General features: G+C 69.2%; 12 protein-coding genes. 2 read left to right on the forward strand and 10 right to left on the reverse strand.

Annotated elements, in window-relative coordinates:
- Window positions 1–8 precede the first annotated feature (8 nt).
- Both OG892_RS08505 and OG892_RS08510 read left to right on the forward strand, forming a co-directional pair.
- The gene (locus tag OG892_RS08505; protein WP_371628829.1) at window positions 9–428 is read left to right on the forward strand and encodes a hypothetical protein; all 420 of its coding nucleotides are present in this window, start codon (window positions 9–11) and stop codon (window positions 426–428) included.
- Between the two features lie 239 nt (window positions 429–667).
- Window positions 668–1,102, forward strand: coding sequence for a hypothetical protein (locus OG892_RS08510; RefSeq protein WP_371628830.1), 435 nt, complete (start codon window positions 668–670; stop codon window positions 1,100–1,102).
- A gap of 58 nt (window positions 1,103–1,160) precedes the next feature.
- Here the strand turns inward: OG892_RS08510 and OG892_RS08515 are convergent, their stop codons facing one another.
- The 10 genes from OG892_RS08515 to OG892_RS08560 form a co-directional block, all read right to left on the reverse strand.
- The gene (locus OG892_RS08515; protein ID WP_056783575.1) at window positions 1,161–1,499 is read right to left on the reverse strand and encodes a metal-sulfur cluster assembly factor; all 339 of its coding nucleotides are present in this window, start codon (window positions 1,497–1,499) and stop codon (window positions 1,161–1,163) included.
- Entirely contained in the window at window positions 1,496–1,951 is a 456-nt protein-coding gene (gene sufU, locus OG892_RS08520) for a Fe-S cluster assembly sulfur transfer protein SufU (protein WP_024492621.1), read from the reverse strand. The genes OG892_RS08515 and sufU overlap by 4 nt, the downstream gene beginning before the upstream one ends.
- A gap of 20 nt (window positions 1,952–1,971) precedes the next feature.
- Window positions 1,972–3,240, reverse strand: coding sequence for a cysteine desulfurase (locus tag OG892_RS08525; RefSeq protein WP_073735372.1), 1,269 nt, complete (start codon window positions 3,238–3,240; stop codon window positions 1,972–1,974).
- Window positions 3,237–4,001: a Fe-S cluster assembly ATPase SufC gene (sufC, locus tag OG892_RS08530; RefSeq protein WP_073735373.1), complete on the reverse strand. Its 765-nt coding sequence runs from the start codon at window positions 3,999–4,001 to the stop codon at window positions 3,237–3,239. The genes OG892_RS08525 and sufC overlap by 4 nt, the downstream gene beginning before the upstream one ends.
- Window positions 4,002–4,008: 7 nt before the next feature.
- Complete coding sequence (locus OG892_RS08535) at window positions 4,009–4,326, reverse strand: bifunctional 3-phenylpropionate/cinnamic acid dioxygenase ferredoxin subunit (RefSeq protein ID WP_024492618.1); 318 nt, start codon at window positions 4,324–4,326, stop codon at window positions 4,009–4,011.
- Window positions 4,326–5,507 (reverse strand): Fe-S cluster assembly protein SufD, encoded by a 1,182-nt coding sequence (sufD, locus tag OG892_RS08540; RefSeq protein ID WP_073735374.1) that lies wholly within the window; start codon window positions 5,505–5,507, stop codon window positions 4,326–4,328. Before sufD ends, OG892_RS08535 begins: the two co-directional genes overlap by 1 nt.
- A 61-nt stretch (window positions 5,508–5,568) precedes the next feature.
- Complete coding sequence (gene sufB, locus OG892_RS08545) at window positions 5,569–6,990, reverse strand: Fe-S cluster assembly protein SufB (protein WP_073735375.1); 1,422 nt, start codon at window positions 6,988–6,990, stop codon at window positions 5,569–5,571.
- Complete coding sequence (locus OG892_RS08550) at window positions 6,987–7,739, reverse strand: metalloregulator ArsR/SmtB family transcription factor (protein WP_073735376.1); 753 nt, start codon at window positions 7,737–7,739, stop codon at window positions 6,987–6,989. The genes sufB and OG892_RS08550 overlap by 4 nt, the downstream gene beginning before the upstream one ends.
- 230 nt (window positions 7,740–7,969) lie before the next feature.
- Window positions 7,970–11,548, reverse strand: coding sequence for a S8 family serine peptidase (locus OG892_RS08555; RefSeq protein WP_371628831.1), 3,579 nt, complete (start codon window positions 11,546–11,548; stop codon window positions 7,970–7,972).
- Between the two features lie 83 nt (window positions 11,549–11,631).
- A complete protein-coding gene (locus tag OG892_RS08560; RefSeq protein ID WP_371628832.1) occupies window positions 11,632–15,225 on the reverse strand; it encodes a S8 family serine peptidase in 3,594 nt (1,197 codons plus the stop codon).
- Window positions 15,226–15,362: the final 137 nt, after the last annotated feature.

A 15,362-nucleotide genomic window follows, 5' to 3' on the forward strand; every position in this document is an offset into this window, starting at 1 on the left:
AGGCGGCGGTGAAGACGCGGGACAGCGATATCGTGAAGGCGGACACCGAGAGAACATCCAGCCGGATTCTTGAGATGCTCGACGTCAAGGGGAAGGTCACGGAGACGGGTGCGATGACGTCACCTTGCTCGGACTACGACTCCGCGGAAGAGGTCTACCGCGAAAGTCACCCCTGGAGCATTTACAAGGCCTCCTTTGCCGATATGCAAAAGGGCGTGGAACGTCTGCGGGCTGAGCTCCCGAAAGACGGCTGGAAGATCGTGAAGGACGGCAGGGACGGATCTCAGCTCAACAGTCCGCAGATCATCGCGGAGTCCAAGGGTCGGGAATTCGCAGTCGACGTACGACTGCACAAAGCGAGCAAAGTCGGCAACTCCCCGCCCCTGTTGGAGGTCACCGTCGAATCAGCTTGCTATCGGCCAAAATAGGTGACCGCCCAGGGCAGGCGAGGTGCGAAAGGCCCTGCTGGGCCGATCGGCTCCGCGCCATGGACAGCAAAGCCCCCTCGGCCTGCGCAGCCAGGCTGCCGTCATCGCTGGCGCATACGACAAGGTGAAACTTGAATAGGCGATTTGCCACACTGGGTTTCAGTATCGCGCTATGTGCACTGGCGGTGGCGTGTTCAGGAAAGGAGGCGGTAGTGGAAACACGGGACAGGGATACCGCGATGGCGGATGTCGAGCAGGCGTCCAGCCGGATTCTGGAGATGATCGACGTCAAGGGGACGGCCACGGAGCCGGGGGCGATGACGATGCCCTGCTCGGATGACGACCACCAGAAAGAGCCCTACTATGCATGGCACCCCTGGAGCCTCTACAAGGCGCCCTTCGCTGAGCTGCAAAAAGGCATGAACCGGCTGCGGGCCGAACTCCCGAAGGACGGCTGGACGATCACGAAGGACGGCAGAGACGGCACTATCGGCAACAGTCCGCAGATCGTCGCGGAGTCCAAGGGGCGTGGAGTCATGGTCGACGTAAGACTGCACAAAGAGGTCAAGTCCCAAAAGACCCCGGCCATGCTGGAGGTCACCGTCCAATCGCGTTGCTACCGATTGCCGGCCACCCGGACGGCAACACGGGACAACCCGCCGGCTTGGCCGTAACGCCGAACGGCCCCCGACAAATTCGCGCCGGGGGCCGTTCAGGTCGTACGGGTGGGACTCAGACGTTGAAGCCCAGCGCGCGCAGCTGCTCGCGGCCGTCGTCGGTGATCTTGTCCGGGCCCCACGGCGGCATCCAGACCCAGTTGATCCGGAGCTCGTTGACGATGCCGTCGGTGGCGGACTTCGCCTGGTCCTCGATGACGTCGGTCAGCGGGCAGGCCGCGGACGTCAGGGTCATGTCGAGGGTGGCGATGTTGGCGTCGTCCACGTGGATGCCGTAGATCAGGCCCAGGTTGACGACGTCGATGCCCAGCTCGGGGTCGACGACGTCGTACAGCGCCTCGCGGACCTCCTCCTCGGAGGCCGGCTTGGTGGTCAGGGTCTCGTTGTCGCTCATGCCGTCTTCCCTTCGGACAGCGCCTTCGCCGTCGCGTCTTTCCACGCCATCCAGCTCAGCAGCGCGCATTTGACCCGGGCCGGGTACTTGGAGACGCCGGCGAACGCGACCGCGTCCTCCAGCACCTCCTCCATCGCGTCGTCCGGCTCCAGCTGTCCCTTGGACTGCATCAGCTCCAGGAACGCGGCCTGGATCTTCTGGGCCTCGCCCAGTTCCTTGCCGACCAGCAACTCGTTCAGCACGGAGGCGCTGGCCTGGCTGATGGAGCAGCCCTGGCCCTCGTAACTCACATCGGCGATGGTCTCGCCGTCGTACCGCACGCGCAGCGTGATCTCGTCACCGCACGTCGGATTGACGTGATGCACCTCGGCGTCGCCGTCCCGCAGGCCGCGCCCGTGGGGGTGCTTGTAGTGGTCCAGGATCACTTCCTGGTACATGGAATCAAGCTTCACCAGTCAACCCTCGCCGCTGTCTAACCGAAAAAGTTCCGGACGTGTTCCAGGCCGTCCACCAGGGCGTCGACCTCGGCGGGCGTGGAGTACAGATAGAACGACGCTCGCGTCGTCGCAGGAATTCCGTACCGCAGGCAGACCGGCCGCGCGCAGTGGTGTCCGACCCGGACGGCGATGCCCTGCTCGTCGAGTACCTGGCCCACGTCGTGCGGGTGGATGTCACCCAGCGTGAAGGAGATCGTGGCCCCGCGGTCCTCCGCGGTGGCCGGACCGATGATCCTGAGGTCCGGGACCTCCAGGAGCCGCTTCACCGCGTACTCGGTGATCGCCTGCTCGTGGCGGTGGATGTTCTCCATGCCGATCGCCGAGAGGTAGTCCACGGCCGCGCCGAGGCCGACGGCCTGGGCGATCGGGGGCGTACCGGCCTCGAACTTGTGCGGCGCGGGGGCGTAGGTCGACGAGTGCATCGACACGGTCTCGATCATCTCGCCACCGCCCAGGAACGGCGGCAGGTCCTCCAGGAGCTCCTGCCGGCCCCAGAGCACGCCGATGCCGGTCGGGCCGACCATCTTGTGGCCGGTGAAGGCCACGAAGTCGGCCTGCAGCGCCTGCACGTCGAGCACCATGTGCGGGGCGGCCTGCGAGGCGTCGATGCAGACGAGCGCGCCGACTTCCTGGGCGCGCCGGACGATCTGCTCGACCGGGTTGATCGTGCCCATGATGTTCGAGACCAGCGTGAAGGAGACGATCTTCGTCTTCTCGGTGATGATCTCGTTGATGTTGGACAGGTCGAGCCGGCCGTCGTCGGTGATGCCGAACCACTTCAGCTTCGCGCCGGTGCGCTGCGAGAGCAGCTGCCACGGCACGATGTTGGAGTGGTGCTCCATCTCGGTGGTGACGATCTCGGTCTCGTGGTCGACCCGGTAGGGCTCGTCGGCCCAGCCGAGCATGTTCGCCACGAGGTTGAGCGACTCCGAGGCGTTCTTGGTGAAGATCACCTCGTTGCGGCTGGGCGCGTTGATGAACGCGGCGACCTTGTCACGGGCGCCTTCGTACAGCGCCGTGGCCTCTTCCGCGATCGTGTACACGCCGCGGTGCACATTGGCGTTGTGCCGCTCGTAGTACTCGTTGAGGGCATCGAGCACCTGGCGCGGCTTCTGCGAGGTCGCCGCGCTGTCCAGGTACACGATCTTCTTGCCGTCGTGGACCGTGCGGTCCAGGATCGGGAAGTCCTTGCGGATCGCCTCGGTGTCGAGGAGGCCGGAGAGCCCCTGTCGGGCGTCAGTCACGCGGAAGCGCCACCCTTCGTGTAGGCCTCGTAGCCCTCGTTCTCCAGCTTGTCGGCCAGCTCGGCGCCGCCGGACGCGGCGATGCGGCCGTTGGCGAAGACGTGCACGAAGTCGGGCTTGATGTACTTGAGGATGCGCGTGTAGTGCGTGATCAGCAGCGTGCCGACCTCACCGGACTCGCGGACCCGGTTGACGCCCTCGGAGACGGTCTTCAGCGCGTCGACGTCCAGACCGGAGTCCGTCTCGTCGAGGATCGCCATCTTCGGCTTGAGCAGCTCCAGCTGAAGGATCTCGTGGCGCTTCTTCTCGCCGCCGGAGAAGCCCTCGTTGACGTTGCGCTCGGCGAAGGCGGGGTCCATCTGGAGCTCGGACATCGCCTCCTTGACCTCCTTCACCCAGGTACGCAGCTTGGGCGCCTCGCCGCGGACGGCGGTGGCGGAGGTGCGCAGGAAGTTGGAGACCGAGACACCGGGGATCTCGACCGGGTACTGCATGGCGAGGAACAGACCGGCGCGGGCGCGCTCGTCGACGGTCATCGCCAGGACGTCCTCGCCGTCCAGGGTCACCGTGCCGCTGGTGACCGTGTACTTGGGGTGGCCTGCGAGGGAGTAGGCGAGGGTGGACTTGCCGGACCCGTTGGGGCCCATGATGGCGTGGGTCTCGCCCTGCTTCACGGTCAGGTCGACGCCCTTGAGGATCTCCTTCGTGGCGTTGTCGGCCTCGACGGTGACGTGCAGGTCGCGGATTTCAAGCGTTGCCATGGGTGACTCAGGTCTCCTGGGTGACGGAGACGAGCACATCGTCCCCTTGGATCTTGACGGGGTATACGGGGACGGGGCGCGTCGCGGGAAGGCCGGACGGCTTGCCGGTGCGCAGGTCGAAGCTCGATCCGTGCAGCCAGCACTCGATCATGCAGTCCTCGACCTCTCCCTCGGACAGGGATACGTTCGCGTGCGAGCAGATGTCGTTGATCGCGAACACCTCGCCCTCGGTGCGGACGACGGACACCGGCGTGCCGTCGAGCTCCACCCGCTTGGGGGTGTCGTCCTCCAGCTCGCTCAGCGCACAGGCTTTGACGAAGGCCATCAGACCGAAGCCTTCAGCTCGGTCTCGATCTTGTCGAGGAGACGGGCTTCGACGTCCGGCAGGCCGATCTGCTGCACCAGCTCCGCGAAGAAGCCGCGCACGACGAGGCGGCGGGCCTCCTCCGCGGGGATGCCGCGGGACTGCAGGTAGAAGAGCTGCTCGTCGTCGAAGCGGCCGGTCGCGGAGGCGTGGCCGGCGCCGACGATCTCGCCGGTCTCGATCTCCAGGTTCGGCACCGAGTCGACCCGGGCACCGTCGGTGAGAACCAGGTTGCGGTTCATCTCGTAGGTGTCGGTGCCCTCGGCGGCGGCCTGGATCAGGACGTCACCGATCCACACGGCGTGCGCGCCCTCGCCCTGCAGCGCGCCCTTGTAGGCCACGTTGGACTTGCAGTGCGGGGTGTTGTGGTCGACCAGGAGGCGGTGCTCCTGGTGCTGGCCCTTGTCGGTGAAGTACAGGCCGAAGAGCTCGGCCTCGCCGCCGGGGCCCGCGTAGGCGATCCGCGGGTGGATGCGGACGACGTCGCCGCCGAAGGTGACGACGATGGACTTGAAGGAGGCGTCCCGGCCGACCAGCGCGTTGTGCTGGCCGACGTGGACGGCGCTCGCGTCCCAGTCCTGGACGGAGACGACGGTCAGCTTCGAGCCGTCGCCCAGGACGTAGTCGACGTTGGCGGCGAGCACCGCGTCACCGGTGTGGTCGATGACGACGACGGCCTCGGCGAAGGCGCCCAGCTGGATGACCTGGTGTCCGTAGGCCACCCCGCCCTCGCCGTGCACCGAGATCCGGATCGGCTCGGTGAGCACGGCTTCCTTGTCGACGGTGACGACGGAGGCCTGCTCGAAGGAGGAGTAGGCCTGTGCGGCCACCCGGTCCACCGGCGTGCCGGCCTTGCCGAGGCGGGCGTCGTCGCGGCCGACGGTCTCGACCGTGACGCCCGCGGGGGCCTCGATGGCGACCTTCACAGCGCTGCCGGTGGCGACGGCCGTGCCGTCGTGCAGGCCGCGCAGCCGCTCCAGCGGCGTGAACCGCCATTCCTCCTCGCGGCCGTGCGGGACCGGGAAGTCCGCGACGTCGAAGGACGGGGGCGCGCTCATGCGCGTGGCGACGGTCGACTCGGCGGCCACCGCGATAGAGCCGGTGGTGGTGGAGCCCACCGGGATGTTCTGAGCCTCAGCCATGGCTGTCGTAGTGCTCGCTTTCTCAGGTCGGACAGATGTCGGGGGTTCGGTTGCCGGCGTACTAGCCGACCGAACCCTCCATCTGCAGCTCGATCAGCCGGTTGAGCTCAAGGGCGTACTCCATCGGGAGCTCCTTCGCGATCGGCTCCACGAAGCCGCGCACGATCATCGCCATTGCCTCGAACTCGGTCATGCCGCGGCTCATCAGGTAGAAGAGCTGGTCCTCGGAGACCTTGGAGACGGTCGCCTCGTGCCCCATCGACACGTCGTCCTCGCGGACGTCGACGTAGGGGTAGGTGTCGGAGCGGGAGATGGTGTCGACCAGCAGCGCGTCACAGAGGACGTTGGACTTCGCGCCCGGCGCGCCCTCACCGATCTCGATGAGACCTCGGTAGGAGGTGCGGCCGCCGCCTCGTGCCACCGACTTGGAGACGATGTTGGACGAGGTGTTCGGGGCCATGTGGACCATCTTGGCGCCGGCGTCCTGGTGCTGGCCCTCGCCCGCGAAGGCGATGGACAGGGTCTCGCCCTTGGCGTGCTCGCCCATCAGGTAGATGGCCGGGTACTTCATGGTGACCTTGGAGCCGATGTTGCCGTCGACCCACTCCATGGTCGCGCCCTCGTAGGCGACGGCGCGCTTGGTCACCAGGTTGTAGACGTTGTTCGACCAGTTCTGGATCGTCGTGTAGCGGCAGCGGCCGCCCTTCTTCACGATGATCTCGACGACCGCGGAGTGCAGCGAGTCCGAGGAGTAGATCGGCGCGGTGCAGCCCTCGACGTAATGGACGTAGGCGTCCTCGTCGACGATGATCAGCGTCCGCTCGAACTGGCCCATGTTCTCCGTGTTGATACGGAAGTAGGCCTGGAGCGGGATCTCGACGTGCACGCCCTTCGGCACGTAGATGAACGAGCCGCCGGACCACACGGCCGAGTTCAGCGAGGCGAACTTGTTGTCACCGACGGGGATGACGGTGCCGAAGTACTCCTTGAAGAGCTCCGGGTGCTCCTTCAGCGCGGTGTCGGTGTCCATGAAGATGACACCCTGCGCCTCCAGCTCCTCGTTGATCTGGTGGTAGACGACCTCGGACTCGTACTGAGCGGCGACACCGGCGACCAGGCGCTGCTTCTCCGCCTCCGGGATGCCGAGCTTGTCGTACGTGTTCTTGATGTCCTCGGGCAGGTCCTCCCAGGACTCCGCCTGCTTCTCCGTGGAACGCACGAAGTACTTGATGTTGTCGAAGTCGATGCCCGACAGGTCGGAGCCCCAGTTCGGCATGGGCTTCTTGCCGAAGAGCTTGAGGCCCTTGAGCCGCAGCTTCAGCATCCACTCGGGCTCGTTCTTCTTGTCCGAGATGTCGCGGACGACAGCCTCGGAGAGGCCGCGCTTGGCCGCCGCGCCTGCCGCGTCGGAGTCGGCCCAGCCGAATTCGTACGTGCCCAGGCCATCGAGCTCAGGGTGGGCAGTCTCCGTAGGGAGCGTCATGCGGGGTTCCTCCCGGACTTGCTGGTGGATGCTGAATCAGTTGCTGAATCAGTGGTTTGCGTCGTGGGGTGACCGCTGCGCGGGATGTAGGTCGTACACACCCCGTCGCCGTGGGCGATCGTGGCGAGACGCTGTACATGGGTCCCCAGGAGACTGGAGAAGATCTCCGTCTCCGCCTCGCACAGCTGCGGGTACTGCTCGGCGACGTGTGCGACCGGGCAGTGGTGCTGGCACAACTGCTCACCCTGCTGGGGGTCCGGCGCGCTGCGCGCCGTAGCAGCGTACCCGTCGGCGGACAAGGCCTTGGCCAGCGCATCCGTACGGGTGCCGGGCTCCGCGGCCTCGATCGCCGCGCGGTAGGCCGCGGACTGGCCGGCCACCCTGGCACGGGCGAACGCCATGACCGCTTCCTCGCCCGCGCTCTCGGCGATCCAGCGCAGGGCGTCCGCGGCCAGCTCGTCGTAGGACTGGTCGAAGGCGTCCCGGCCGCAGTCGGTCAGGGCGAACACCTTGGCCGGGCGGCCACGGGTCCGCGTGCCGTACACCCGCTGCTCGCGCGCCTCGACGACATTGTCGGAGACGAGGGCGTCGAGCTGACGGCGGACGGCGGCCTGGGTGAGCCCCAGGCGCTTCGCGAGATCGGCGGCGGTGGACGGGCCGTGGTCCAGGACGGAGCGCGCGATCCGGTTGCGCGTCGAGCGCTCACCGGTCGCGAGTTCCTCCTGCGGAGCCTCGCCAACGTATTTCACAACGCCATTGTTGCGTAATTCATCCGGCCCTGACAACCACGGTCCGGAACGATCTACCGTGGAATCGATCACTTAGGGTTACCTAATCAAGCCCCGTTCGAGCCGCCGGGACGGCCTGCGGGACGGTTGGCCATCGCCCCGGGCACCGCCAATGACCTGCGCATATGTCGGTGGGCCCGCCCCCGGCCGGATGCCGGGTGGGCGGGCCCGCGAGGGGCGTGGCGGCGGTTTCAGATCAGATCGGGCCGTTGCGTCACCCGGATGGAATTGATCAGGGTGTCGCCCCTGATCGCGGACAGTCCCACCTCCAGCCCGCCGTCGGTGACCTTGACCGTGAAGGTCTTGGCCAGCGCCGTGCGGACGCCCCCGGACTCCAGCCGGACGTCGATGTCGGAGACCTTCTCGGCGCCCTCCGCCGTCACGTCGAAGACCCGCTGTCCGGGCTTCATCGCGGCGGGCTCCGCGAAGCCCAGCTCTACCTCGTAGGTGCCGTTCGGAACGGCGTCGAAGCGGTACTCCGTCACGCCCTGGCGGCCCGAGCGCAGCAGCTGCTGCTGCCGGGAGCCGGCGGCGCCCGCGATGTCCTTGCGGGTGTACGTCGGCGTGGTGGCCCTGCCGACGTAGCCGTAGGAGCCGTCCGCGTACCCGAGGTCCGGCGACCAGGTGTCACCGGCCCCGTCCACGGAGGCGGTGTCCGCCCCGACGTCGATCCCCGTCCGGTAGGCGGGCACGACAACCTCGATCGGCAGCGAGAGGGACGGCGCGCGGCCGCTCTCCGAGGCGATCACGAGAGTGCCGGTGAGCACCGTGCCGGGCGTGGCGGCGGTGGTGTCGAAGGTGAGCGTGACCGCCTTGCCGGCGCCGGTGGCGAGGCTGCCGGAGGCCGGGGACACCTTCAGCCAGGCCGCGCCGTTCTTCTCCGCGACCGTGTAGGCGGCCGGGGCTCCGCTGTTCGTGAGGGTGAGCGTGCGGGTGCGCCGCTCCCCCGCGGTCATGATCAGCTGCTGGTCCGCGTCGGTCTCGTACGACACCGCTCCGGTGCGCAGGGCCGTCGCGGTGCCCACCGCGGAGAGGCTCTGGAGCGTGAAGGTGCTGTTCCCGGTCATGTAGTGCGGCGCCGTGACGGAGATCCGGTGGCTCACCGCCGTGGTCGCCGGGATCTGCGTCAGGTAGCTGCCGTCGGCGCGCGTGCTGACGGTGTCGACCGCCGTGCCGCTCCGGGTGACCGCGACGGTGGCGCCGGACACCGGCTTGCCGTCGTTGGCGTCGGTGACCGTGCCGGAGACGACGGCGTGGCCCTCGGGCCGGAAGCGGATCGCCGTGCCGTCGCGCAGCGAGCGCTCGTTGAGGGAGTACAGGAACGCGTCGGTGCCGTCGTGGTTCTCTGCGCCGATCGTGGCGCCGCCGCCGTGCTCGAAGGCGCCGTCCCCGATGTCCTTGTAGTGGAAGGTGTACGTGCCGTCCTCGCTGATCGTGGCGGCGAAGCCGATGCGCTGCGAGGGGTCCCGGGCGAGCAGCATGTCGCGCCACTCCACGACGTACTCGCGGTGCGGCGCGGAGCCCCGCACGGACGTGTAGACGCCGGAGGAGGCGTCCGTGGCGAGCTGGTCCCAGAACGGGGAGAGCGCGCCGTTGGCCCCCGAGGTGCTGGGCAGGCCGCCGTTGTCACCCATGTACAGCGAGCCGAAGACCAGCTGCCCGTCGCGGGTCACCCAGCCCTTGTCGTAGGTGTGCCCGTACAGGGCGACCGGGAAGGGGAGGGTGACGGGGGCGTAGGAGCCGGTCGGCGGGTTGAGGGTGAGCCGCGTGTCCCCGGCCGGGTACGCCTCCGTGGTCTGCCGGCAGGTGGTGCCGAAGACGTCTGCTCGGGAGGCGAGCGCGACGTTCCTGCTGTTGGCGCCCTTGGCCACGGCGACAGCGACGCCGACGGCGGCCGCGCAGTGGTTGAGCGGGGTCACGCCGAACCGGTAGCTGCCGACGGGCACGGTGAGTGTGTACCTGCCGTCGGCGCCGGTCTCGACGCGTACGGGCGTGCCCTGCACCTTGACCGTCACCTCGGCCTCGGGGCCGGACGCGCTGGTCACGGTGCCCGTCACCGTACCGGTGGGAGCGGTGGTGAGCGCCGCGTCGTGGGTGACGGTCGTGTCCTCCGCTACGGTGACGTCGGCCGTCACGGTGACGTAGCCGAACTTGCTCACGGTCACCCGGTAGTCGCCGGCCACCAGGCGCGGGAGCGAGTACGTCCCGTCCGTCTTCGTGTGCACGCTCGCGTGCATCGGCCCGTCGACGTCGACCTGGATCTCGGCGGCCGGTTCGCCATCGGCGGTGACGGTGCCGGTGAGGGCGCCGACGTTCGTGCGCGGGGCGGCGGAGACCGCGGCGTACGCGTCGAGGCGGCCGTGACCGTAGATGTTGTTGAACTCCGCGGTGCCGCCGCAGGACGTCGCGTCCACATCGGTCGCCGCGTCGTTCAGGAGCGCCTCTGTCGCCGCGACGTCGCCGCGCAGCGAGGGCGCCGCCGACCAGATCAGGGCCACCGTGGCGGCGGTGTGCGGCGAGGCCATCGACGTACCGGACTTCGCGACGTAGCCGCCGCCGGGCGCCGCCGAGCGGATGTTGACCCCGGGTGCGGCGATGTCCGGCTTGACCCTGCCGTCGACGCCGGGGCCGCGGGCGGAGAAGTCCGCGATCCTGTCGCTGCTGTCGAGGGCGCCGGAGGAGTAGGTGTTGTTGTACGCGCCCGGGGAGCCCGCGGTGTCGCAGGAGGGGCCGGAGTTGCCGTTGGAGAACGCGGGGAAGATGCCCGCGTCGCGCCAGCCCTGGACCATGGCCTGGTACCAGGTGTCGAGGGAGTCGGCGCCCCAGGAGTTGTTGATCACGTCGGGGGCGAGGTCCGGGCGCGGGTTCTCGCCGTCGGCGTCGGTGGGCGCGAGCATCCACTGACCGGCCGCGAGCAGCGCCGACTGGGGGCAGCTCTCGGTTCCGCAGCCCTTGGCGGCGATCCAGCTCGCGCCGGGTGCGACGCCGATGGCGTTGCCGTTGCCGTCGTCGCCGACCATGCTGCCCACCGTGTGGGTGCCGTGGCCGTAGTCGTCGCAGGGCGCGTCTCCGGCGCAGGTGCCGACGGCGTCGAACCAGTTGTAGGAGTGGTCGTAGGAGCCGTCGGCCTTCAGTCCCCGGTAGCTCGCCGCGAGCGCGGGGTGCCGGTAGTCGACGCCGGTGTCGATGCTGCCGATGACGACGCCCTCGCCGCGTACCCCGAACTCGTTCCAGACCTTGGGCGCGTTGATCCGGTCGATGTTCCACTCGACGCCGTTGACCTTGGGCTCCGTCGTGGCGTTGAGGGGCACGGGGAGCTTGACGGCCTCGTCGGCGCGGATCGAGGCGACCTCGGGGCGGGCGGCGATCTTCTCGGCGAGCGCCTTGTCGCCGGTGACCTCGATCGTGTTGCTGATCCAGTACGGCGTGTAGTGCGCGCCCGCGTTCTTCAGCAGCGCGCGCAGCGCCTTCTGGCTCCTGTCCGCGTGGGCGGTCTTCGCCTCGATGACGGCGCGGTCCTTGTCGGCCTTCTTCTTCGCCTTGCGGGCCGCCGAGGTGTCGGCCTGCGAGTCGAGCTGGACCCAGAACGAGACGCGGTCCTTGCTGCCGAGGGCCTTGAGCACCTGCCCGTCGGCCTTCCGGAGCAGCGCGGCGGGCTTCGGTCCGGGGTCGGCCGCCGCCGCGGGCAGCGCGCCCAGGAAGGGCGCCCCCACGGCGGTGGCCAGTGCGGCGGCGAACAGTCCTTGCCACCGGGGTCTGCGTCGGTTCACGTCGGGTTCCTCCTCTGGCCGGGCGGCGGCGGGTGAGCCCGACGCCGCCCGGATACGCACGTGGGCAGGGGTGGTGGCGGGTGTCAGCCGGCCGGGGTGAGGTCGGGCCGCTGGGTGATCCGTACGGCGTTGACGAGGGTCTCCTCGTCGGCGACGGCCACCAGGCGCAGGTTCAGCTGCCCGTCGGTGACCTTGACCGTGAGGGCCTTGGTGAGCGCGCGGTAGCTGCCGCCGGTCTCCTTGGCGATGTCCAGGTCGGGCACCTGGAGGACGCCCTCGGCCAGCACGTCCGTGACGCGGCTGCCCGCACCGGCCCTGCCGAGTTCGGCGAAGTCCAGGTCGATCCGGTAGACGCCGTCGGGCACCTGGTCGAAGCGGTATTCGAGGGCGCCCTCACGGGCGGTGCGCAGCAGCTTCTGGTCGGCGGTGTCCTCGATGGCGTTGGTGGTGCTCACCTTCGTGGAGGCGCCGACGAAGCCGTAGGAGCCGGCCGTGTACTTCCGGTCCGGTCCCCAGGTGTCCCCGTCGTGGTCGGTGAACGCCTGGCCGGCGCCGGCGTCGAGCGCGGCCTGGTAGGCGGGCACGACCAGGGTCACCGGCACCCTGGTCTCGGGTGCGCGGCCGCTGTCGGAGGCGATGACGACGGCGCCCTTCAGGACGGTGCCGGGTGTGAGACCGGTGGTGTCGAAGGTCAGCACGGCCTTCCGCTGCTCGCCCTTGCCGAGGCGTCCGGCGGCCGGGGCGGCGCTGAACCAGCCCGCGCCGCCGGCCTCCTTCACCGTGTAGTCGGCGGCGGAGGCGGAGTTGGCCAGGGTGAGGGTGCGCTGCCGTGACTCTCCGACGGGCACGACCAGGGTCATCGCCGCCTTCGGGGTGACGGTGACCAGGCCCGTGTCCAGCGCGGTGGCGGCGCGTTCGGTGCTGTGGGCGGCGAGGGAGACGGTGCGGGTGCCGGTCGTGTAGTGGGCGGCGGACACGGTGACCGTGTAGTCGGCCTTGTCGGTCGCCGGGACCTGTACAAGGTAGGCGCCGTCGCTCGCGGTGGTGCCGGCGGCGACCTGCTTGCCGTCGCGGGAGACGGTGACGGCGGCGCCGGAGACCGCCTTGCCGTCGTTGGCGTCGGTCACGGTGCCGGAGAGCGCCGCACTGCGGTCGGGCCGGAAGTCGATGGCCAGTCCGTCGGTGACGGCGTCCTCGTCGTACGCGTAGAGCAGGGAGTCGGTTCCGTCCGCGTTCTCGGCACCGATGGTGGCTCCGGTGCCCCGCGCGGCCGCGCCGCCGGAGGGGTCCTTGTAGTGGAAGGAGTACGTGCCGTCCTCACCGATCACCACGGAGAAGCTGAGCTTCTGCGTGCGGTCGCTGCTCGGCACCATGTTCCGCCACTCGACGACGACCTCGCGGTGCGGGGCCGCCCCCCGGGTCGCCCAGTACAGACCGCCGTTGTCACTGGCGATCTGCAGGTTGTCCCAGAAGGGGTAGAGCGAGCCGTTCGGCAGACCGGCGGTGGGCAGCGTCCCGTTCGTCGAGAGGTTGACGGACTGCTCGAAGGACAGGAAGCCCTCGACGTTCGCGGAGGCGCTGCGGTACGTCTTGCCGTACAGGGCGACCGGGAAGGGAAGCGCGATGCCGGCCGAACCGTCGTACTCGCTGCTGGTGTTCAGCTTCGTGGTGCCCGACGGGAAGGCCGCGTCCTGGGTGACCTGGCAGGTGGTGCCGAAGTTGTCGGTGCGGCTGGGCAGCGTGAGGTCCTTGGTGTTGGCACCCTCCGCGGCCTCGACGGCGAACGTGCCGACGGCGGCGCAGCGAGAGGTCGGAGTGACCTTCAACTGGTAGCTGCCCGACGGGAGTTCGAGCGTGTAGCGGCCATCGTCCGCGGTGGTGGCGGTGACCGGGGCCCCGGTCACCTCGATCGTCGCCCCGGCCTCCGGGCCGCCCTGGGTGCGGACGGCGCCGGTGAGGGTGGCACGCGGTGCGACACGGAGATCGGCGTCGCGGGTCGTGGTGGCGCCCTCGGTGACGGTGGCGGTGGAGGTGGCGGTCACGTACCCGAACTTGGAGACCTTGACGGCGTAGTCGCCCACCATCACCTTCGGCAGTGCGTATGTGCCGTCCTCGCCGGTTGTCGCGGTCGCGTACATCGGTCCGTCGAGTTCGACGGTGGCGCCGGCCAGCGGCGAGCCGTCGGTGGTGACCGTGCCGCTCACCGCGCCGAGGGGACCGCGCGGTGTGGCGTTGACCGCGGCGTACGCGTCGAGGCGGCCCTCCCCGTAGACGTTGTTTTCGGCCGCGGTGCCGCCACAGGTGGTGTCGTCGGCGTCGGTCGCGGTCTGGTCGAGGAGGCGTTCGGTGGCCGCGATGTCGCCTCGGATCGCCGGGGACACCGACCACATCAGGGCGACCGTGGCCGCGGTGTGCGGGGAGGCCATCGACGTACCGGACTCGACGGCGTAGCCGCCGCCGGGCGCGGCGGAGCGGACGTCCACGCCGGGGGCGGCGATGTCCGGCTTGATCGCGCCGCCCTCGCCGGAGCCGCGCGAGGAGAACCCGGCGATCTTCCCGTCGCTGCCGAAGGCGCCGGAGGCGTAGGTGTTGGTGTACGCGCCGGGTGCTCCGGCAGTCGCGCAGTCCGGGCCCGCGTTGCCGTTGGAGAACGCCGGGAAGATCCCCGCGTCCACCCATGCCTGGACCATCGCCTTGTACCAGGTGTCGACGACGTCGCCGCCCCACGAGTTGTTCACCACGTCGGGGGCGAGGTCCGGGCGCGGGTGCTGCCCGATCGCGTCGGTGGGCGCGAGGATCCACTGGCCGGCCGAGAGCAGCGCGTCCTGCGGACAGCCCGTCGTGGTGCACCCCTTGGCGGCGATCCACTGGGCGCCCGGCGCGACGCCGATGGCGTTGCCGTCGCCGTCGCCGTCGTCACCGACCATGGTGCCCATGGTGTGGGTGCCGTGGCCGTAGTCGTCGCAGGGCGCGTTGCCCGGACAACTGGCCGTCGCGTCGAACCAGTTGTAGGCGTGGTCGTAGGAACCGTCTGTCTTCAGACCTCGGTAGCCGCCCTGGAGGGTGGGGTGCTGGTAGTCGACGCCGGTGTCGATGCCGGCGATGACGACCCCCTCCCCGCGCGTCCCCACCTCGTCCCACACCTTGGGCGCCTTGATGGCGTCGATGTTCCACTCGACGCCGTCGACCCCGGGCTCCGCCTTGCCCTTCATGGTGTCGGGCAGCCGCAGCACGGTGTCGGCCTCGATCGAGGCCACCTCGGGCCGGGCGGCGATTTTCTCGGCCAGGGCCTTGTCGCCGGTGACCTCGACGGTGTTGGTGATCCAGTACGAGGTGTAGTGCGCGCCCGCCTTCTTCAGGAGGGCCCGCAGCGCCTTCTGGCTCTGGTCCGCGTGCGCGGTCTTGGCCTCGATGACCGCGCGGTCCTTGTCCGTCTTCTTCTTCGTCCTGCGGGCCGCCGAGGTGTCCGCCTCCGAGTCGAGCCGCACCCAGAAGGTCGTGGTGTCCTGTTTGTCGAGTTGCCGGACGACCTTGCTCTGCGCCTTGTCGTGGAGCACGCCCGCCGCCGACGGCGTGGGGTCGGCGGCGGCGGTGACCGCGCCGAGCAGCGAGGCTCCCATCGCTGCGGTGAGCGCGAACGCGGGCGCCAGGAGCGGGAACCGTCTGGATCCGGGCATGCGGAACTCCTTGTCACAACCGGGGAAGCGCGAAGAGATGCCCGGATCCTGACGTACGTCAGCGCACCGCAACAAGGAGTACCGCTGGCGAGTGTGCGACACCCGTCACGTTGTCGTGGACTTGCCACACGCCGGAC

Source organism: Streptomyces sp. NBC_00341 (assembly GCF_041435055.1).
GTDB lineage: Bacteria > Actinomycetota > Actinomycetes > Streptomycetales > Streptomycetaceae > Streptomyces.

Excerpts from the sequence above, each read along its gene's own strand:
- OG892_RS08510 (WP_371628830.1), top strand. The coding sequence starts at position 668 with ATGGCGGATGTCGAGCAGGCGTCCAGCCGGATTCTGGAGATGATCGAC.
- OG892_RS08515 (WP_056783575.1), bottom strand. The coding sequence starts at position 1,499 with ATGAGCGACAACGAGACCCTGACCACCAAGCCGGCCTCCGAGGAGGAG.
- sufC (WP_073735373.1), bottom strand. The coding sequence starts at position 4,001 with ATGGCAACGCTTGAAATCCGCGACCTGCACGTCACCGTCGAGGCCGAC.
- OG892_RS08535 (WP_024492618.1), bottom strand. The coding sequence starts at position 4,326 with ATGGCCTTCGTCAAAGCCTGTGCGCTGAGCGAGCTGGAGGACGACACC.
- sufD (WP_073735374.1), bottom strand. The coding sequence starts at position 5,507 with ATGGCTGAGGCTCAGAACATCCCGGTGGGCTCCACCACCACCGGCTCT.
- sufB (WP_073735375.1), bottom strand. The coding sequence starts at position 6,990 with ATGACGCTCCCTACGGAGACTGCCCACCCTGAGCTCGATGGCCTGGGC.
- OG892_RS08560 (WP_371628832.1), bottom strand. The coding sequence starts at position 15,225 with ATGCCCGGATCCAGACGGTTCCCGCTCCTGGCGCCCGCGTTCGCGCTC.